The following is a 17,292-nucleotide window of genomic DNA, read 5'->3' as shown; positions in this document are numbered from 1 at the left end:
GCCGCAAACCAGGAGTCGCCTTGAGCTCACACACCGTCCTCATCGGTTTCGGCGGGCGTGGCAGACGAGTGGTCAGCGCGATGTTCGGGCCCCAGCTCCAGTCGCTGGCCGTGATCGACACCGATCTGGTTGGTGCCGACGACGTCTCGCGGTGCGGGGCCCGGCCCGTGATCGGCAACGGGACCGATGTGGCCGCCCTGCGCGAAGCGGACGTCCCGCACGCGACGCGAGTGATCATCATGGTGGCGGATGACGCGGTCGCCCTGCGCGTTCTGCGCGCGGTCCGCTGGCTCAACGACCAAGCGACCGTGCACATCGCCCTCCACGACCCGCAATGGCGGGAGCTGGGCCTCTACCTTGGCGCTGATCACGTCGTGGTGGACGAGACACCGCCGGCCGACCTCATCCGCGATCACGGGGACCTGGTGCTGGTCGAGCGAGCCGTGTTCGCGAGCGAGGTCGGCCGGCGCCTGTCCGAATGCGCACCGGTGATCCTCGCCGCCGTGCGGGGCGACGACCACCGCTGGCGTGACCAAGCCCAGCCTCATGTGCTGCGTGCCGGCGACCGGCTCCTCGAACTCCGCACCGACCACGCGTAAGCGCGCACTTGCGGCACCTCGTGGCGGAAGCTGAAGATCCCGGCCTGCGATTGGTACAGATCCGGCGAGGGCGGGTACGGCTCCCGCGCTGACATCCGTTCGGGCGTCGGGTTGACCGATCCCCATCAGTCCTGCTTGCGTTCCTCGGGCTGACCTGTGGGCAGCCCGTCCGGGGGCTCGAAGCTCAGCGCCTTGGCGACGGGCACGTCCGTCGAGGAGTGCAGCACGATCGACAACGCGATGGTGATCGCCACGAGGTCGAACACGTGCTCACCGGCCGGGATCCCGGCCTGCAGGACGAGGAGTCCGTAGACCACCGACGCGAAGCCCTTCGGCCCGAACCACGCCGCGGCGGAACGTTCACGTGGGGGCAGGGGCGTGCGCAGCAGCGACAACATCATCGCCGCCGGGCGCACGAGCAGGATCGCGATGACCGCGACGGCCCAGTCCCCCACGCTCAGGTGGGAGATGCGTTCCGGCGTGATCAGTGCGCCGAAGACGAGCAGTGCCGCGAACTTGGTGATCTCGGACAGCAGGTCGCCGAAGTGCTCGAAGTGGTCCGCCGCAACGCGGTCGAGGGTGGCGATGGTCGAGCCCGCGGCGAACGCGGCGAGGTAGGGGTTGGCGTGCGTCAGGTGACAGGCCGCGTACAGCATCACCGCGATCGCCAACGGGCCGAGCGCCTGCAGCCGCGGTTCGGCGGTGAAGATCCGCAGCCGCCAGGCGAGCACGACTGCCGCGGGGATCACGATGCCCAGCGCGAGCCCAGCGGCCAGCTCGACGCCGATCGTGGCGAAGTCGGTGTCCCTGTTCGCGGCGGTGGCCAGGAAGATGAGCACGAACGGCAGCGCGAGACCGTCGTTGAGTCCGGACTCGACGTTGAGCAGGCGCCTCAGCCGCGCGGGCACGTCGGTGCGTCCCACGATGGCGGAGGCGAACACCGGGTCGGTCGGCGAGAGGATCGCGCCGATCAGGAACGACGTCGTCCAATCCAGACCGGTGAGGAAGTGCGTCGGAACGGCGATGCCGACCATGGTCAGCGGCATGGCCAGGCCGAGCGCTCGTCCGGACAGCCGCCATCCCTGCTTGAGGTCCGGCAGGCCGGCTCGCTGGCCATCGGTGAAGAGGACCGTGAACAGCGCGAGGTCCGCGAGCACGGTGACGAAGCCGCTGTTGGAGGGGATGTCGACCAGCCCGAGACCGCCTTGGCCGATCAGGGCACCGGCGACCAGGAACATCAGGGCCGTCGACAGGATGGTGCGGGCGGCGAGACCGGACAGCGAGACGCTGATCAGCAGGACCACACCGAACGCCAGAACCAGTGCCATCACAGGACTCCGCCCACGTCGACCAGGCCCACCACGAGTTCGTGATGAGCGTTGCCGACCAGACTTCCCGGCGCACCGCGCGCAAAGATGCCGCAAAGATCCACGTAAAGCAAACCGGCGGCCTGGACACGGACTGAACACTTGTTCAATAATCAGAACATGCGTTCAGCCTCCGATCTGACGGCACGCGCCCGCATCCGCGACGCGGCACTCGCCCGGTTCGGCAACGACGGCATCGCGGGCACCTCGGTCCGCGCGGTTGCCGCGGACGCCGGGGTGTCGCCCGCGTTGGTGGTGCACCACTTCGGTTCCAAGGACGGACTCCGACAGGCATGCGACGACTACGTCCTCGAGTCGATCCGCCACGGCGACGAGGCTGCCTCCGAGGCCTTGGCCGAGGTGCTTCAGGCGGCGACACCGGTCCGGCGTTATCTGGCGCGAGCACTGCTCGACGACACTCCCGCGGCTCGCGCGTTGTTCGCCGAGATCGTCGAACGCACGGAGTTGTGGCTCGCGGCCGGCGAGAGCGAAGGCTGGGTTCGCGGTTCACAGGACGCGCGGGCGCGAGCGGTCACCTACGTGTCGTGGTTGCTGGCACCGCTGGTGCTCGGCGATCACGTCGGCCGGCTGCTGGGCGGTGACCCGGCAGAGACCGCGACGGCGGTGCGCGGTGCCCGCGCCGGTCTGGAGATGCTGACCAACGGCCTGTTCGCCGACGACCGCTGGCTCACCGCGTTCACCGAGATCAACGACAGGAGCAGGCCGTGAAGGCGTTGCTGGTCACGCACGGCACGCGCGGTGACGTACAACCGTTCCTGGCACTCGCGGTGGCTCTCCGGCGGGCGGGCCACGAAGCACTGCTCGCCGCTCCCTCGTCCTTCGCCGCCAGTGCGATCGCGCACGACGTGGAGTTCGCGCCGCTGGACGAGGGTCCGAACAAACTGTTGCAGGACCCGGTCATGCTGCAGGCGGTCGAGGGTGGCTACCGGGGTGTGCGCGGCAAGATGACGGCGATCTCGACGATCCGGCGCATCAAGCCGTTGATGGCGGACGTGCTGCGTGATGTCGGCGAGGTCGCCCGGTCCTCGGGCGCGGATCTGCTGGTGCACACGCCGAGCCTGCCCGCACAGCACGCGGCGGAGATGCTCGGCGTTCCCGCCGTCCTGGTCACACTGCAGCCCGGCTGGGTGCCGACATCGGAGTTCCCCTGTCCCATGGTGCCGCTGCCGAGGGTGCCGCGTTTCCTCAACCGGGCCACGTATCTGACGGTGTCGGCGGTGATGCGCTCCTACAACGGTGTCTCCAACGCCTGGCGCCTCAAGGACCTCGGGCTCTCCCGAGGCGCCGGGCCACAGCACGCCCTGGTGTTGCAGGCGTTCAGCTCAGCGGTCACGCCGATCGACCGCGCATGGCCCGAATCCGTGCGCACCACGGGTTTCTGGTTTCTGCCGCGCAACCCCGCGTGGGAACCGGCGGCGGCGTTGCAGGCGTTCCTGGAAGCAGGCCCGCCGCCGGTCTACGTCGGCTTCGGCAGCATGGCCGGGCGAGACGCCCAGCGCACCGGGGACATCGTCGCCGAAGCGATCCGAGTCGCTGGAGTGCGTGCGGTCGTGGCCACCGGCTGGGGCGGGCTCGCCGCACGCTCCTCCGACGACCTCCTCGTCATCGACCAGGCCCCGCACGACTGGCTGTTCGGCAAGGTGGCGGCGGTCGTGCACCACGGTGGCGGGGGAACGACCGCCGCGGCTCTGGCCGCAGGTGTGCCTCAGGTCGTGTGCCCCTTCGTGGCCGACCAACCCCATTGGGCACAGCGGATGCACGCTCTGGGCGTCGCGCCACGTCCGCTTCGCCACACGAAGATCACCGCAGCTTCACTCGGTGAGGCGATCACACAAGCGTTGACAGATTCCGGAATCCGGCAGCGTGCCGTCGACTTCGGCACCCGGATACGCGGGGAGAACGGCGTCGGCAAAGCAGTCCGCGACCTGGAGGAGATCCACAATGGACACCGCTGACCGTGTCGCTAGGACCTTCGGCATGACGGAGGAGGCATGGCGACGGCACGCCAACCCGTGGAGCGTCTGGACGCGGTTCGCCGCAATTCCGTTGATGCTGCTCGCTGTCTGGAGCCGCACCTGGATCGGCTGGTGGAGTCTCCTCGCCATAGGTGCCGTGGTCGTCTGGCTGTTCATCAACCCCCGAGCGTTCCCGCCCGTGAGCGAACCTCGCGGCTGGGCATCACGCGGCATCTACGGCGAGCGTGCCTGGCTCCAGCACCGCGATCTCGTACCACCGGATCACCGGGCGGTGCTGCGCGTGCTGGTCACCCTGGGCGTCCTCGGGTTCGGCATGATCCTCTGGGGCCTGATCGCCCTCGACGTGTGGCCGACGGTGTTCGGCGCCACCGTGGTCGTGACGGCCCAACTCTGGCGCATCGACCGCTTCGGCTGGCTCTGGGAACGCCACGCGAGCAATCCGGGCAACACCTGATGCAGGCTCCTCGGCTGCGATTCTCCGGCCAGCACCCGGATCCCCGGAGCAAATGCCGTTGACTTCCTTTCGGGAAGTGACCGCGCCGCGCCGTGACCTCGACGACGAGCAACTTCATCATGTCGTCGGCCTGATCAGCGATGCGATTGCCGAGCCTCGGCAATGAGGGGGCCTGGTACTTGCATGGTCCGACCATGCCGGCCGGTCCATGACACCGGTCAGGATGAACGGGGAGAGCCGGACCAGCGAAGGGCGAGCGATCATGGACGACAACACACTCCGCTGGGTCGCGCCCGGTCTGGTCCTGCTGGCCGTGATCACCGTGTTGGCGACGACGGCTACCGGCGGCGGATTCCTCAACGAGGTACTTGTCGTCGTGGCGATCGGCCTGCTCGTCGCCGGGTACGCCTTGCGCTACCACGTCCGCAAGAGGCTGATCTACCAGCGGGGCAACGAGCGCTGAGGCCTGGCCCACCTGCGACGACTCAGCCGCCATCGACTTTCCCACCACAGATCTGATGCTCCAGGGAGGAAGCGGGATGACCGTTCAGGCCGAACCCTCGAACGAGCACGTCCGCGAGGTGTTCAACGGACTGGCGGCCGAGTTCAGCGGCGTACTGCCCCGGGCCGTCGTCTCGAGAACGGTGATCGACGCGCATCAGGACCTCGACGGGCAGATCGTGCCCGACGCGCTGGCCGAGATGTTGCATCACCTCGCACGACATCGGCTGGTCTCCCTGCACGCTCCCAAAAAGCCGCACTGACAGTCCACGCCGACTGTCGACGAGGACGCGAGTTGTGGTTGTGCCGGCCCTCGTCGACGATCAACGCTTGGTGTGCGCCGCACGGACTCGAGGAATGTGCCCGCGTCCAACGGTCGCAGAGCACGCGGCGTGTCCGGACGCACTCGCGTTCATCCCGGCAGCTGCCCTGGACGCGATCACGTGAAGATGATCTGGCCGCCTGCCGCGAGCTCGTAGAACTCGCCGACGGTGATGATTCCCCGCACCTGGTCGATGAAGTCCTTCTCGGACAGGTCGAACAGGTCCACCGAGGCCTTGCACGCGTACAGTCCCGCGCCGGTGTCCGCGATCATCTCGACGAACTCGGGGATCGGCGGGATGTCCAGCTCGTCCATCCTGTGCGACAGGTAGCGCGTCATCGCCGCGGACACCCCGGGCAGACCGCCCGCCCAGGTCGCCAGGTGCAGTCCGGGGTTGCCGACGGTGGCGAGCTTGATGTGCTCGTGGCGTGCCTTGTGCACGGCGTCGAGCCCGAAGAAGGTGAAGAACAGGTTGGCTTCGATGCCTTCCGCGCGAGCGCCGTTCGCCATGATCAACGCGGGGTAGATGCCCTCCAGGGAGCCCTTGGAGACGATGATGGAGATCTTCTCGATCTTGTCCGGCATCGCGACGGTCCTTTCGGGTCAGATGCAGCCGCGGGGCTTCGGGATGCCCGCGATGCGGGCGGCGAGTTTCGCCGGCCCCTTCGGGAAGAGCTGGTAGAGCTCCTTCACGCTGACACCGGAGGTCTTGCCCAGGGCCCGGACCGTGGGGCCGGTGCCCTTCTGGGCGAACTCCGCGCGCATGAAGCTGATGACCTGCCAGTGCCGGTCGGTCAGGTCGCCGACACCGGCCTCGTGGGCGATCTCGGTCGCCATGTCCTCACGCCACTGCGCGGGGTCGGCGAAGAACCCCTCGTCGTTGACCGACACCTCGGTCCCCGCGTAGACCTTTGTGGACATTCGGGTCTCCTTCACAGGGTTTCGAACCGCTTGCCCGCGCTGGGCATCTCGGTGGACACGCCGGGCAGGTCCCGGCCGGGCAGGAGGCTGTGCCAGTACAGCCAGGAGAACATCAGCTTGCCGAGGTGGTTGAGCCTGGACTCCCGCAGCAGCGGCAGTCCCACCGTCGACGGGTAGTGGCCGGGCAGCGGCTCGGTGTCGTAGTTGAAGTCGATCAGCAGGGCCTTGCCGAACCCGCTCTCGATGAAGCAGTTGGTGTGGCCGTCGAAGCTCGCGTCGAGCTTCTCGCCCGCGAGGTACCGGACCACGTTGCGGGTCAGCACCTCTCCCTCGAAGTGGGTGACCGAACCCGCCTTCGAGGTGGGGATCGCCGCGGCGTCGCCGATGACGAAGATGTTGTCCCTGACCGCGGACTGCAGGGTGTGCTCGTCGGCGGGGACGAAGCCGAGCGGGTCGCCGAGCCCCCAGGAGCGTTCGACGCACTCCGCTCCTCCGTGCACCGGCACGACGACGGCCAGGTCGAACTCGACCTCGCGCTCGTCGTAGGAGATCAGCTTCCCCGCCGCGCCGTCGACCTCACCGGTGTTGAACTCGGTCACCAGCTCGATGCCTTTCTCCTGCAGCATTCCGGCGAGGGCGTGGGCGGCCACCGGCTTGGTGAACGCCGCGTCCAGCGGAGTGACGTAGGTCAGCTGGACCTGGTCGCGGATGCCGCGCTCGTGGAAGTACCAGTCGGCCAGGAAGCAGAACTCGAGCGGCGCCACCGGGCACTTGATCGGCAGGTCCACGACGTTGACGACCAGCCGGCCGCCCTCGAACTGCCGCAGTGCCCGCGCCAGGGCTGTCGCGCCCGGCAGGTCGTAGAAGCTGAAGACGGTGCTCATCCACCCCGGCCCCGTCAGGCCGTCGGTCTCCTCCGGCACCAGCCGGGCGCCGGTCGCGATGACCAGGACGTCGTACTCGAGCACGCCGCTGTCGGTCAGGTGGACCCGGTTGGCCTCCACGTCGACGTGGTCGATCCCGCTGTTGCGGTAGGAGATGCCGTCGTGCAACTGGCGGCGCCGCGACCGCACGAGGTCTTCCGCGTGCGCGAGCCCGAACGGCACGAACAGCAGGCCGGGCTGGTAGAGGTGGTCGTCGTCGCGGTCCACCACGGTGATCTCGCACTCGGCACCCAGAGCGCGGCGCAACCTGTTGGCCGTGAGGGTGCCACCCGTGCCGCCGCCGAGGATCACGATCCGCTTCGTCATGCCTCCAGTCTTCGACGCGGCGCGTCCGGCTCCCAGGGGCCTTCGTCCCCGCACACGCGGGCCCATGGACAGCGTTCGGGGACGAGCGCACGATCCACGATGGACAGGTGATGGGCAACGTTCTCGAAGCGGGGGCCTCGCCTCTGCTGGACCGCATCCGGCGCGGCCTCATCGGCGACGACGAGGTTCTCGACGGACCTTACGGCCCGCGCCGGATCATCTACGCGGACTACACGGCGTCCGGCCGGGCGCTGGACTTCGTCGAGGACTTCATCCGCGCGCACGTGCTCCCCCGCTACGCCAACACCCACACCGAGAGTTCCGGCACCGGCCGGTACACCACGAGGTTGCGCGAGCAGGCACGGCGGCTCATCCGCGACTCGGTCGGCGGCACCGAGGACGACCTGGTGATCTTCTGCGGCTCCGGCGCGACGGCCGCGATCGCCAAGCTGGTCGGCATCCTCGAACTGCGGCTGCCGGCGGGACTGAGCGAGAAGTACTCGTTGCTCGACGAGATCCCGCCGGAACAGCGTCCCGTGGTGTTCGTCGGCCCGTACGAACACCACTCCAACGAACTGCCGTGGCGCGAGTCCATCGCGGACGTCGTGGTCATCGGCGAGGACGCCCGCGGTCACATCGACGTCGCGGAGCTGCGCCACCAGCTGGTCAGGTACGCGGACCGCCCGCTGAAGATCGGCAGCTTCTCCGCGGCCTCCAACGTCACCGGTGTGCTCACCAACACCGACAGCATCGCCGCCCTGCTGCACGACCACGGCGCACTGTCGTTCTGGGACTACGCGGCCGCCGCGCCGTACGTGCCGGTCCGCGTGCGGGAGAGCGCGCCGGGCCGAGGCGACCACAAGGACGCCATCTTCCTGTCACCCCACAAGTTCGTGGGCGGCCCGCAGACCCCAGGGGTGCTCGTGGTGCGCCGCGAACTGGTCACGAACGCGGTGCCGACCGTGCCGGGCGGAGGCACGGTGGCGTTCGTCCACCCGCTCGGCCACCGCTATCTCCGCGATCCGGTCGCGCGGGAGGAGGGCGGCACTCCCGCCATCGTCGAGTCGGTCAGGGCCGGTCTGGTGTTCGCGCTCAAGGACGCCGTCGGAACGCGGGTGATCCAGGCCCTGGAGGAACGCCTGTGGCGGCACGCCCTCGCCGAGTGGGAGGACGAGCCCGGCATCGAGATCCTCGGCAACCACGACGCGGCCCGGCTGTCGATCGTGTCGTTCCGCGTCCGCTCCGGCGAGCGGTTCCTGCACCACAACTTCGTGGTCGCGTTGCTCAACGACCTGTTCGGCATCCAGTCCCGCGGCGGCTGCTCCTGCGCCGGGCCGTACGGGCACCGGCTGCTCGCCATCGACACCAAGCACTCCCACGGCTACGACCACGAAGCGGCCATCGGCTGCGACGGGGTCAAGCCCGGCTGGGTGCGGCTCAACTTCAACTACTTCATCACCGAAGCCGTCCGCGACCACCTCGTCGAGGCCGTACGGCTGATCGCCCGGTACGGCCACCGGCTCCTGACCGACTACGTCTTCGACCCGCACACCGGGATGTGGCGGCACCGCGCCGCCGCGACCATCCCGCTGGGACTGCCCGACCTGCGCTCCGTCGCGACCGCCGGGACACGCGTTCTCCCTGCGCCGTCGCAGGTCGACGACAGCGTCCTGGCCACGCAGCTCGAGGACGCGCGCCGCTTGCTCGCCTCCCGCGCGGACCTGCTCGACGACGGTCCCACCGGTCTGCCGGAGGACTTCGAGTCGCTGCGCTGGTTCGTCCTGCCACCGATCTGCCTGCTGGGTCAGGCCAGCGCGAGGAAGAGCTTCTCCAGTTGAGCACGGTCGGCGACCGACTGCTCGGAGCCGTCGGCGACGCACTGCTCCAGTCCGCTCGCGATCAGCTTGAAACCGGCCCGGTCCAGGGCACGCGATGCCGCGGCCAGCTGGGTGATGACGTCCTTGCAGTCGCGTCCGGACTCGATCATCTGGACGATCCCGCCCACCTGGCCCTGCACGCGCCGCAGCCGCTTGACCACGTCGGTGAGGACTTCTTCGTTCAGCTCCACCGGAGAACCTCCTTCAGTACCCCCCAGGGTACCTGAGCTCCGGAACAACCCGGCTGCGGACGACGTTGCACCTGATACCCCCCGGGGTATAGTGGAAGGAGAACCCCATGGCGGTCGTCGAGCTGACCAAGTCCGACTTCACCGACATCGTGCGCCGGCCGGGCACGGTCCTGGTCGACTTCTGGGCGTCGTGGTGCGGCCCGTGCCGCATGTTCGCGCCTGTCTTCGAACAGGCGGCGCTCCGGCACGGTGACATCACGTTCGGCAAGGTGAACACCGAGTCCGAAGTAGAGCTGGCACGCGCGTTCGGCATCTCGTCGATCCCGACTCTGATGGTCGTCCGCGACGGTGTCGTCGTCCACGCGCAGCCCGGGGCGCTCCCCGCGGCCGCACTCGAGGAACTGATCACCTGGGCCGGCGAGCTCGACATGGACGAGGTGCGCGCCGCCGCCCGGCCGCGCCGCTGAAAGGAGCCACCACCGTGAAGTACGACCTGACCACCACCGTCGACCTGCCCTACGAGGACGCGGTGCCCGCCGTGCGCGCGGCGCTGAAGGAACAGGGTTTCGGGGTGCTGACCGAGATCGACGTCCGGGCGACCATGCGCGAGAAGCTCGGCGCCGAGGTCGAACCGTACGTGATCCTCGGCGCGTGCAATCCGACGCTCGCGCACCGAGCGCTTGAGGTCGACCGGATGATCGGCCTGCTGCTGCCGTGCAACGTCGTCGTCCGCGCCGCCGGCGACCGCAGCCTGGTGCAGGCGCTCGACCCCGCCCTGATGGCCGCGGTGCCGGAGCGGGAGGAACTGCGGCCGATCGCGGAAGAGGCTGGCAGGCGGATCCAGGCCGCGCTGGACTCGCTGAGCTCGCCGGTCACCACGGCAGGCTGATGGTGAAGGTCGTGCCCTCGGCGCCGGACGTGGCGGTGACCGCGCCGCCGTGCGCGGTCACGAGCTCCCGGACCACGGCGAGCCCGATGCCCGTTCCCACGACGGCCTGTCCCGCGCGACCGCGCCAACGCCGATCGAAGACGTGGAGCAGTTCCTCAGCGGACATCCCAGGCCCCGTGTCGTGGACCTCGACCACCGCCGCGCCGGCCGAGCGGCGCACGCCCACGGTGACGACGTCACCGGGACGCAGGTAGCGAGCGCAGTTGGCCAGCAGGTTGCCCAGCGCCTGGTGCAGGCGATCCGGGTCCGCCCGCACCACGACGTCGTTCCCCAGTTCGAGGCGCACCCGCAGACCCGCGGTGCGCAGGTGCGCGGCGTGGGCCTCGACCGCGGTCCTGGCCACCGCGGCGAGATCGACCTCCTGCCGCCGCAACGACAACGCCGCCGCTTCCGCGTCGGCGAGCTCCGTGAGGTCCTGCACGATCCTGCCCAGCCGCTGTGCCTGGTCGTGCAGGCTCGTCAGGCGCCCCGGGTCCGGCGGGACCAGGCCGTCGCGCAGTTCCTCGAGGCCTGCCTGCAGCGCCGCCAGCGGCGTGCGCAGCTCATGTGCGACGTCACCGGTAAGATCGCGCAACGCCTGGTCCGAGCGGGCCACCTCGCCGGCCATGTGGTCGAACGCGCTCGCCAGCTCACCGAGCTCGCCCGGAGCGTCCACCCCGGCACGCGCCGAGCGATCACCCGCCGAGATGCGCCGCGCGGCACGGGTGAGGTGTGTGAGCGGCACGACGATCCGCCTGCCCACGAACCAGCTCATGAGCCCGGCCACCGCGAGCGCCACCACGGCGGCCAGTGCGATCCAGCCCCAGGCGATCTCCCTGGCCGCGGAGGTGTTCGGAGTGCCGAATGCCAGGTGGACCGAGCCCACCACCTGGCCGGAGACCACCACGGGAGCCTCGGTCCATCCCGGTCCGGCCGCGGGGTTCATCGGCATGCCGCGACCGTGACCGGAGACGGTGCTGCCGTCGGCGGCGCGCACGACGAGCCGGGCACCCGCGCCGGCGGCGAGCGTCGACGCGGCGTCCAGGTCCGCACCGTCCCAGCCACCAGCGGCGGCGTGAGCGGACGCGACGGCGTCGGCGACCCTGGCGGCGGCCTGCCGCCGGGCCTCTGCCTGCGCCGAGACCAGACCCTGCCCGGTCCCCCACACCGCGGCTGCCGCCAGCACCACGACCGCCGACAGCGCGGCCAGCACGAACGCGGCGAAGAGCCTTCTGCTCAGCGGCCCCCAGGCGGCCGGTCGCTCACCGGTCACGGCGCAGCCCCAGTCGGTAGCCGACCCCGTGCACCGTCTGCACGACATCCGGTCCGCACCCGCCGAACTTGTGGCGCAGGTTCTTCACGTGCGAGTCGACGGTTCGCTCGTACCCCTCGAACTCGTACCCGCGTACCTGGTTGATCAGTTCGTACCGCGAGTAGACACGTCCCGGCACCGCGGCGACCACCGTCAGCAGGCCCCACTCGGTCGGTGTCAGCTCCAGCAGCTCGCCGTTCCAGTGGACCTCGTGCCTCGACTCGTCGATCAGGAGCCGGCCGTCCCCGAAGGACATCACCGCGCCCGGCACCCCCGCGTGCGCCCGATGCAGCACCGCCTGCACCCGCAACACCAACTCGGTGGGGCTGAACGGTTTGATGACGTAGTCGTCGGCGCCGAGCTCCAGTCCGCGAATCCGGTCCTCCACCGCACCACGTGCGGTCAGCACGACGACCGGAGTCGCGCCGGCCTCCCTCGCCGCACGCAACACCTCCATCCCGTCGACGTCGGGCAGGCCCAGGTCCAGCACCACCAGCGCGGCCACCCGGTCAGCCACCATCGTGACCGCCTGCGCCCCGGAACCCGTGGTCACCACGGCGAAACCCGCTCGTTCCAGATAGCGGCGCAGCAGTTCGCGGATCTCCTTCTCGTCCTCGACGACGAGCACCGTGTCGGCCACGGATCCCTGTGTACGCGGCCGGATCGAGGCGATGGAGGGTCCAAGTACCCCGTTGTGGCGGGCTCCACGTCATCTCCACACGACCTGCACGTGACCTCCTCCACCCGGCGGGACCATGAAGTCGTCACGAGAAGAGGAGGAGCCATGAAGACCCGGACCCGGATCGTCGTGACCACGGCGGCCGTGCTCGTCGCAGCGGGCGCGTTCGCTGGAACTCTCGCACTGGCGGGCGGTCCGCCGCCCACGGCCGGCCCCGGCGGGACGATCATGCCCCGCGGCGGGCAGCGTGACGGCGGATGCCTCGGCGTTCCCGGAGTCGTCGACCCGAGCGGCACCCTGACCGAGGTGCAACGCACCGCGCTCGCGGCCAACGCCGAGGAGGAGAAGCTGGCGCACGACCTGTACACGGCGTTCGCCGACCGCTATGACCTGCCGATCTTCGACCGCATCGCCGCGGCGGAGACCACGCACCTCGACGCGGTCCGGACCCTGATGACGCGCTACGGGATCACCGATCCCACCGCGAACCAGGCGCCCGGTCACTTCGCCACCCCGGCCGTGCAGGCAACCTACGACCAGCTGCTGGCGGAGGGAACCGGCAGCCAGGACGCCGCGCTGAAGGTCGGCCGCACCGTGGAGACAGCGGACATCTCGCTGCTGCGCAAGTCGCTCGACGGTCTGACCGCGCCCGACGCCCAGCGCGTCTACGGTCACCTGCTGACCGCTTCCCAGCACCACCTGGCCGCGTTCGACCGATGACTCAGCCGGTGAGGCGAGGGTGGCGGCCCTACTCGGGGCCGCCACCCGCTGTCACCTTGGGACGCCTGCGCTGCGCCAGCCACACACCCACGCCCACGGCGACGAGCACCGCCGCGACGCCCCAGATCGGCACCGGCAGCTGCTGGGCGAGCACGAAGCCGCCCATCACGAGGACGAACCAGCCGAACCCCTTGCGCAGCACCGTCTCCGGGATCCGCCCGACGAGCCTTCCGCCCACCAGGCTGCCCACCACCGCCGCCAGGGTCACCGCAGCGGTGAGCCTCCAGTCGACGTGGACGGTCGCCAGATAGCCCGCCAGCCCCGCGAAGGACTTCATCGCGATCACCACGAGGGACGTGCCCACCGCGACCGCCATCGGCAGGCCACCCAGCAATGCCAGTGCGGGCACCACGAGGAAGCCACCGCCCGCGCCGACCAGCCCGGTCACCACGCCCACCGCGACGCCCTCGGCCACGACACGTCCGACAGGCAGTTCCTCGTGCGGCTTCACCGGAACGCCGTCGCGGCGCCCGCGGATCATCGCGGCCGCGGTCGCGATCATCATCAACGCGAAGCCCACCAGCAGCCACGTGCCGGGGACGAACTGCGCCAGCCGGCCTCCGCCGTACGCCCCGGCCATGCCCGCGGCGCCGAACACCAGTCCCGTGCGCCAACGCACCCGCCCGCCACGCGCGTGCGACACGGCGCCCACCGCGCTGGTGACCCCCACGACGAACAACGACATCGCGATCGCCTGCTTGGGGTCCTGACCGGCGAGGTAGACCAGGATGGGCACGGTCAGGATCGACCCTCCGCCACCGAGTACCGCCAGAGCGACTCCGACGAGCGCGGCGGCGAGCAACGTGAGCACGAGCATCCCGCTCACCCCCTCCCGTCGACCAGTGCGGCGACCACGGCCTCGACGGTGGCGCGAGGACCGCGGTTGTACGGGAGCTTCGCCAGCAGCAGGCCGAGCAGGCAGGTGTTGCTCAGCGCGGCGGCGACCAGCCCGGCGCCGACCAGGCCCGCCAGCCACGTGACGGGCGGGTAGAACACCCCTGCCAGCACCGCGCTCGCCACGATCGCGCCCGCCACGAGCCTGACCTGGCGTTCGAGGTCCCAGCGCGGCTTGCCGTGCCGCACCGAGCCCCCTGCCGCCTGCCACGCGGTCATCCCGCCGGCCAGCAGCCGCAGGTTCGGCAGGCCGGCCGTCGCCAGGGCGCGCTCCGCCTGCCCGGCCCGTTGCCCGGACCGGCAGATCAGCACCACCCGTTCGTCCAGGTGGTGGCGCAGCTCGTCGCGGTGCTCGCGCAGCAGGTCCAGGGGCACGTTGTAGGAACCGGGGATGTGCGCGGCCTCGAACTCGCCGGGGGTGCGCACGTCGATCAGCCGCGGGCCGGTTCCGGACTCGACCAGCCGCCGCAGCTCCGCGACGTCCAGTGTCACCGGAGCGCTCACCACGGCTCCCCTTCCACGGCCAGGCCGGCCTTTCCCGCGGTGTCGAAGTCGTCGTCGACGTGCACCACCACACGGCCTGCTCGGGCGAGCACACTCGCCGCGATGGACGCCCGGTAACCGGACTGGCAGTGCACCCAGACCACACCGCCGGGCACGTCCGACACGCGTTCCGGAAGGTCGGGCAACGGGATGTGCAGGGCGCCGTCGAGGTGGCGCTGCTGCCATTCACCGGCCATCCGCACGTCCAGCAGCACGTCGGCGGGCGGCAATCCGTGCGGCGCCCGTCCTGCCCGCGCAGCCGCGAGATCCGTGAACGTGGCCACGGCCAGCTCACCCAACCGCTTCTCGTCGCCGGCCCACTGCTCCGGGCCACCGGTCGCGGCGGCCGCGGGCCGGTCGATCCCGATCCGCGCCAGCTCGCGCTGGGCCTCGGCCACCTGCTCGGCGGACTCGCCCAGCAACGTGATGGGAGCACCCCAGGGAGCCATCCAGCCCAGCCAGGTGGACATCGGCCCGTCCAGGCCGAAGCTCAGCGTGCCAGTCAGGTGCCGGTGGGCGAAAGCCTTGCGAGAGCGCAGGTCCACGACCCATTCCTGGGCGTCGATCCGGTCGCGCAGCTCCGCGGGGTCGGCGATCCGCACCGGGGTGAGATCGGCCAGCTCGGCCCCTTCCGCGTTGCGCGCGCCCATGTGGGCGTAGTACGCGGGATAGGCGTCGAGTCCGGCCAGGACCTGGACGACGAAGTCGTCGGTCTCCAGCCGCAGAGCCGGGTTCGCCGTCCTCTCCCTGCCGATCGTCGACGACGGCGCGTCCGACTGGGTCGCCGAGCAGAAGCTGCCGAACCCGTGCGTCGGCCACACCTGTGCGCCGTCGGGCACCAGGTCGGCCAGCCGCCGCACGGAGGCGTGCTGGTGGCGCGCCAGCGCGTGTGCGTGCTGCTTGCCGAGGAGGTCGGTCCGGCCGGTCGTGCCGAACAACAACGAACCGCCGGTGAACACACCGACAGGACCAGCCGCGCCGTGCAACACGTACGACAGGTGGTGGAACGTGTGGCCCGGTGTGGCCACCACGGTCAGACGCATCTGTTCGGACAGCACGATCTCATCGCCGTCGTGCACCGGCAGGCGTTCGAACCCGACGTCGTCCGCCGCCGCCACCGCGTACACAGCACCGGTCAGCTTCGCGAGCGCCAGTCCACCGGACACGTAGTCGTTGTGCAGGTGGGTCTCCACGACGTGCGTGATCCGCACCCCACGCTGCCCCGCGAGCGCGACCACCCGGTCGATGTCCCGCTGTGGATCGACCACCACCGCCACCCGTCCGTCGTGCGCGAGGTAGCTCCGGTCGCCCAATGAGGAGGTCGTCACGACCTCGACTTCTATCGCCATGATCATCCTTAGAGATCGCATCGCTTGGCCAACAAGGAATTCCCGGCGGGCCGATATACCCCCGGGGGTACCCGTGACTTCACCATACGTCTCTTGCCGCTCGCCGACAACTACCCCCGGGGGTATGCAGGCGCCGTGGGAGCAGTACAACCGTGCCCCCGCCCGGTCCGGACGACCACGGACCTTCGTCCCTGCCGTTCGAGGCCGGCGCGAACGGACCGCCGCATCGTTCGGCGAGATCACCGGCCGGGAACCCGTCGACGTCGTGGAACTGCCGGGCGGACCGGCCGCGCGCACGGTGCACCACCTGCGAAGCAGGCGACCTGGAGGAGCGGCGGAACCGCGTGGGCGTGAGAACCGCGGCCGACCCGACGCGGGTCTCCGATGACCGGCCTCCGGAAGCGGCCCGCCTCACAGGGGCCAACGTCCCTGTTCACCGTTCCGCTGGTCCCTGGGCCGGCTCACCACTCCCGCCTGACCTCGGGTGAGTTCACCGACGCGAGGAGGCCGTGTTGTCGCGCATCGCGAAGTCCGGGCCTCCGCCCGATCCGGCCCCGGATCCGCCGCCGGTCCATCCGCGGCGATGGCGGTCCTGGCTGCTCGTGCTCGGGGTCGCCGTGATCAGGTGCTGACCGCCGCCGCCTGGACGTTCTCGATCTCCACAATGGACTTCACCGGGTCGGCCCGGTGCAAGTACGCCACACCACGTTCGTACTGCCGCACGACGGCCATACCGAGATTGCTCATGATCTTCTCCGCTCCCCGGACGCCGTGCCCTTCCACGGTCAGGCGCCCGGTCACCTCCGCTCACCGCCTCCCGCGCGATGCTCGGCTCAGGCCGTCCGTGAACCGAAACCCGTGTTCGGTGGACAGCGGAACGGCCCCGGACGTGTTGATCCGGGGCAGTCGTCGCGGTCAGTCCTGCTGGACGTCGATCTGGACCTTGTGCTCCTCCGGTGGGGCCGCGATCGGCACGCGGACCTCGAGGATTCCCCTCTTGTACTCGGCGGAGATCTTCGAGGTGTCCGCACCCGAAGGCAGCGACACGGTTCGGCTGAACGAGCCGTAGCGGAACTCCGAACGGTGCTGCTCCTTCTTCGTCTCCTCCCGCTGAGCGGTGATCGTGAGGCTTCCTTCCGACGCGCTCACGTCGATGTCCTTCGCCGCGTCCAGGCCGGGCAACTCCGCGCGCAGAACGTAGGAGCCTTCCTCCACGAAGTCCTCGACGTGCAGCGGGTGCCTCGTCCCGAACGGCCAGGACGCGTCGAAGATGTCCCACAGGTCGGGCAGCAGGCTGCTGGCCTGCCGGCGTGCGAGCGTACTCATGT

At 70.1% G+C, this 17,292-nt stretch carries 22 protein-coding genes; 10 read left to right on the top strand and 12 right to left on the bottom strand.

The window, feature by feature from the left end:
• Positions 1 to 20: 20 nt before the first annotated feature.
• A complete protein-coding gene (locus ACIRG5_RS24955) occupies positions 21 to 599 on the top strand; it encodes an NAD-binding protein (protein ID WP_402908514.1) in 579 nt (192 codons plus the stop codon).
• 125 nt (positions 600 to 724) lie between these two features.
• Here the strand turns inward: ACIRG5_RS24955 and ACIRG5_RS24950 are convergent, their stop codons facing one another.
• Positions 725 to 1,927 (bottom strand): cation:proton antiporter, encoded by a 1,203-nt coding sequence (locus ACIRG5_RS24950; protein WP_402908513.1) that lies wholly within the window; start codon positions 1,925 to 1,927, stop codon positions 725 to 727.
• A 159-nt stretch (positions 1,928 to 2,086) separates the two neighbouring features.
• On the opposite strand from ACIRG5_RS24950, the gene ACIRG5_RS24945 reads away from it, so the two are divergent.
• The 5 genes from ACIRG5_RS24945 to ACIRG5_RS24925 all read left to right on the top strand — a co-directional run bounded on the left by ACIRG5_RS24945 (position 2,087) and on the right by ACIRG5_RS24925 (position 5,181).
• On the top strand, positions 2,087 to 2,695 hold the full coding sequence (locus tag ACIRG5_RS24945; RefSeq protein WP_402908511.1) for a TetR/AcrR family transcriptional regulator: 609 nt from the start codon (positions 2,087 to 2,089) through the stop codon (positions 2,693 to 2,695).
• The gene (locus tag ACIRG5_RS24940) at positions 2,692 to 3,942 is read left to right on the top strand and encodes a glycosyltransferase (RefSeq protein WP_402908509.1); all 1,251 of its coding nucleotides are present in this window, start codon (positions 2,692 to 2,694) and stop codon (positions 3,940 to 3,942) included. Before ACIRG5_RS24945 ends, ACIRG5_RS24940 begins: the two co-directional genes overlap by 4 nt.
• A complete protein-coding gene (locus tag ACIRG5_RS24935) occupies positions 3,929 to 4,417 on the top strand; it encodes a DUF6653 family protein (protein ID WP_402908508.1) in 489 nt (162 codons plus the stop codon). Before ACIRG5_RS24940 ends, ACIRG5_RS24935 begins: the two co-directional genes overlap by 14 nt.
• 262 nt (positions 4,418 to 4,679) lie before the next feature.
• The gene (locus tag ACIRG5_RS24930; RefSeq protein WP_402908506.1) at positions 4,680 to 4,880 is read left to right on the top strand and encodes a hypothetical protein; all 201 of its coding nucleotides are present in this window, start codon (positions 4,680 to 4,682) and stop codon (positions 4,878 to 4,880) included.
• 76 nt (positions 4,881 to 4,956) lie between these two features.
• Positions 4,957 to 5,181: a hypothetical protein gene (locus ACIRG5_RS24925; RefSeq protein WP_402908504.1), complete on the top strand. Its 225-nt coding sequence runs from the start codon at positions 4,957 to 4,959 to the stop codon at positions 5,179 to 5,181.
• A gap of 176 nt (positions 5,182 to 5,357) precedes the next feature.
• Here ACIRG5_RS24925 and ACIRG5_RS24920 read toward each other — a convergent pair whose 3' ends face one another.
• From ACIRG5_RS24920 to ACIRG5_RS24910, 3 genes are read right to left on the bottom strand one after another with little or no spacing between them, the layout of a single operon-like run.
• A complete protein-coding gene (locus tag ACIRG5_RS24920) occupies positions 5,358 to 5,825 on the bottom strand; it encodes a DsrE/DsrF/DrsH-like family protein (RefSeq protein ID WP_402908502.1) in 468 nt (155 codons plus the stop codon).
• Between the two features lie 18 nt (positions 5,826 to 5,843).
• Positions 5,844 to 6,161, bottom strand: a complete 318-nt coding sequence (locus tag ACIRG5_RS24915) for a TusE/DsrC/DsvC family sulfur relay protein (protein WP_402908500.1) — start codon at positions 6,159 to 6,161, stop codon at positions 5,844 to 5,846.
• Between the two features lie 11 nt (positions 6,162 to 6,172).
• The gene (locus tag ACIRG5_RS24910) at positions 6,173 to 7,411 is read right to left on the bottom strand and encodes an NAD(P)/FAD-dependent oxidoreductase (protein WP_402908498.1); all 1,239 of its coding nucleotides are present in this window, start codon (positions 7,409 to 7,411) and stop codon (positions 6,173 to 6,175) included.
• 110 nt (positions 7,412 to 7,521) lie between these two features.
• On the opposite strand from ACIRG5_RS24910, the gene ACIRG5_RS24905 reads away from it, so the two are divergent.
• Entirely contained in the window at positions 7,522 to 9,249 is a 1,728-nt protein-coding gene (locus tag ACIRG5_RS24905) for an aminotransferase class V-fold PLP-dependent enzyme (RefSeq protein ID WP_402908496.1), read from the top strand.
• Here the strand turns inward: ACIRG5_RS24905 and ACIRG5_RS24900 are convergent.
• Complete coding sequence (locus ACIRG5_RS24900) at positions 9,216 to 9,479, bottom strand: metal-sensitive transcriptional regulator (protein ID WP_402908494.1); 264 nt, start codon at positions 9,477 to 9,479, stop codon at positions 9,216 to 9,218. The two genes, ACIRG5_RS24905 and ACIRG5_RS24900, sit on opposite strands and share 34 nt — an antisense overlap.
• A 107-nt stretch (positions 9,480 to 9,586) precedes the next feature.
• On the opposite strand from ACIRG5_RS24900, the gene trxA reads away from it, so the two are divergent.
• Both trxA and ACIRG5_RS24890 read left to right on the top strand, forming a co-directional pair.
• Complete coding sequence (trxA, locus tag ACIRG5_RS24895) at positions 9,587 to 9,946, top strand: thioredoxin (RefSeq protein WP_402908492.1); 360 nt, start codon at positions 9,587 to 9,589, stop codon at positions 9,944 to 9,946.
• A gap of 14 nt (positions 9,947 to 9,960) precedes the next feature.
• Entirely contained in the window at positions 9,961 to 10,368 is a 408-nt protein-coding gene (locus tag ACIRG5_RS24890; protein WP_402908490.1) for a DUF302 domain-containing protein, read from the top strand.
• Here ACIRG5_RS24890 and ACIRG5_RS24885 read toward each other — a convergent pair.
• Entirely contained in the window at positions 10,352 to 11,680 is a 1,329-nt protein-coding gene (locus tag ACIRG5_RS24885) for an ATP-binding protein (RefSeq protein ID WP_402908488.1), read from the bottom strand. The genes ACIRG5_RS24890 and ACIRG5_RS24885 overlap by 17 nt on opposite strands.
• Entirely contained in the window at positions 11,670 to 12,359 is a 690-nt protein-coding gene (locus tag ACIRG5_RS24880) for a response regulator transcription factor (RefSeq protein WP_402908486.1), read from the bottom strand. The genes ACIRG5_RS24885 and ACIRG5_RS24880 overlap by 11 nt, the downstream gene beginning before the upstream one ends.
• Before the next feature lie 144 nt (positions 12,360 to 12,503).
• Between ACIRG5_RS24880 and ACIRG5_RS24875 the strand changes: the two genes are divergently transcribed.
• A complete protein-coding gene (locus ACIRG5_RS24875; RefSeq protein ID WP_402908484.1) occupies positions 12,504 to 13,118 on the top strand; it encodes a DUF2202 domain-containing protein in 615 nt (204 codons plus the stop codon).
• A 28-nt stretch (positions 13,119 to 13,146) separates the two neighbouring features.
• On the opposite strand, the gene ACIRG5_RS24870 is transcribed toward ACIRG5_RS24875, so the two are convergent.
• The 5 genes from ACIRG5_RS24870 to ACIRG5_RS24850 all read right to left on the bottom strand — a co-directional run bounded on the left by ACIRG5_RS24870 (position 13,147) and on the right by ACIRG5_RS24850 (position 17,290).
• Entirely contained in the window at positions 13,147 to 13,995 is an 849-nt protein-coding gene (locus ACIRG5_RS24870; protein WP_402908482.1) for a sulfite exporter TauE/SafE family protein, read from the bottom strand.
• 5 nt (positions 13,996 to 14,000) lie between these two features.
• Complete coding sequence (locus ACIRG5_RS24865; protein ID WP_402908480.1) at positions 14,001 to 14,576, bottom strand: rhodanese-like domain-containing protein; 576 nt, start codon at positions 14,574 to 14,576, stop codon at positions 14,001 to 14,003.
• The gene (locus ACIRG5_RS24860) at positions 14,573 to 15,964 is read right to left on the bottom strand and encodes a rhodanese-like domain-containing protein (RefSeq protein ID WP_402908478.1); all 1,392 of its coding nucleotides are present in this window, start codon (positions 15,962 to 15,964) and stop codon (positions 14,573 to 14,575) included. Before ACIRG5_RS24860 ends, ACIRG5_RS24865 begins: the two co-directional genes overlap by 4 nt.
• Before the next feature lie 621 nt (positions 15,965 to 16,585).
• Entirely contained in the window at positions 16,586 to 16,765 is a 180-nt protein-coding gene (locus ACIRG5_RS24855) for a hypothetical protein (protein ID WP_402908477.1), read from the bottom strand.
• A 114-nt stretch (positions 16,766 to 16,879) separates the two neighbouring features.
• Positions 16,880 to 17,290: an Hsp20/alpha crystallin family protein gene (locus tag ACIRG5_RS24850; RefSeq protein WP_402908475.1), complete on the bottom strand. Its 411-nt coding sequence runs from the start codon at positions 17,288 to 17,290 to the stop codon at positions 16,880 to 16,882.
• Between the last annotated feature and the right edge of the window lie 2 nt (positions 17,291 to 17,292).

Origin of the sequence: Lentzea sp. NPDC102401, from assembly GCF_044765805.1 — a bacterium.
Taxonomy (GTDB): Bacteria; Actinomycetota; Actinomycetes; order Mycobacteriales; family Pseudonocardiaceae; genus Lentzea; species Lentzea sokolovensis.
This window is presented reverse-complemented; position numbering and strand designations above follow the sequence as displayed.

Coding starts and splice junctions, on each gene's coding strand:
- ACIRG5_RS24950 (WP_402908513.1), bottom strand. CDS start 1,927: ATGGCACTGGTTCTGGCGTTCGGTGTGGTCCTGCTGATCAGCGTCTCG.
- ACIRG5_RS24945 (WP_402908511.1), top strand. CDS start 2,087: ATGCGTTCAGCCTCCGATCTGACGGCACGCGCCCGCATCCGCGACGCG.
- ACIRG5_RS24935 (WP_402908508.1), top strand. CDS start 3,929: ATGGACACCGCTGACCGTGTCGCTAGGACCTTCGGCATGACGGAGGAG.
- ACIRG5_RS24930 (WP_402908506.1), top strand. CDS start 4,680: ATGGACGACAACACACTCCGCTGGGTCGCGCCCGGTCTGGTCCTGCTG.
- ACIRG5_RS24925 (WP_402908504.1), top strand. CDS start 4,957: ATGACCGTTCAGGCCGAACCCTCGAACGAGCACGTCCGCGAGGTGTTC.
- ACIRG5_RS24920 (WP_402908502.1), bottom strand. CDS start 5,825: ATGCCGGACAAGATCGAGAAGATCTCCATCATCGTCTCCAAGGGCTCC.
- ACIRG5_RS24915 (WP_402908500.1), bottom strand. CDS start 6,161: ATGTCCACAAAGGTCTACGCGGGGACCGAGGTGTCGGTCAACGACGAG.
- ACIRG5_RS24910 (WP_402908498.1), bottom strand. CDS start 7,411: ATGACGAAGCGGATCGTGATCCTCGGCGGCGGCACGGGTGGCACCCTC.
- ACIRG5_RS24905 (WP_402908496.1), top strand. CDS start 7,522: ATGGGCAACGTTCTCGAAGCGGGGGCCTCGCCTCTGCTGGACCGCATC.
- trxA (WP_402908492.1), top strand. CDS start 9,587: ATGGCGGTCGTCGAGCTGACCAAGTCCGACTTCACCGACATCGTGCGC.
- ACIRG5_RS24875 (WP_402908484.1), top strand. CDS start 12,504: ATGAAGACCCGGACCCGGATCGTCGTGACCACGGCGGCCGTGCTCGTC.
- ACIRG5_RS24870 (WP_402908482.1), bottom strand. CDS start 13,995: ATGCTCGTGCTCACGTTGCTCGCCGCCGCGCTCGTCGGAGTCGCTCTG.
- ACIRG5_RS24860 (WP_402908478.1), bottom strand. CDS start 15,964: ATGGCGATAGAAGTCGAGGTCGTGACGACCTCCTCATTGGGCGACCGG.
- ACIRG5_RS24850 (WP_402908475.1), bottom strand. CDS start 17,290: ATGAGTACGCTCGCACGCCGGCAGGCCAGCAGCCTGCTGCCCGACCTG.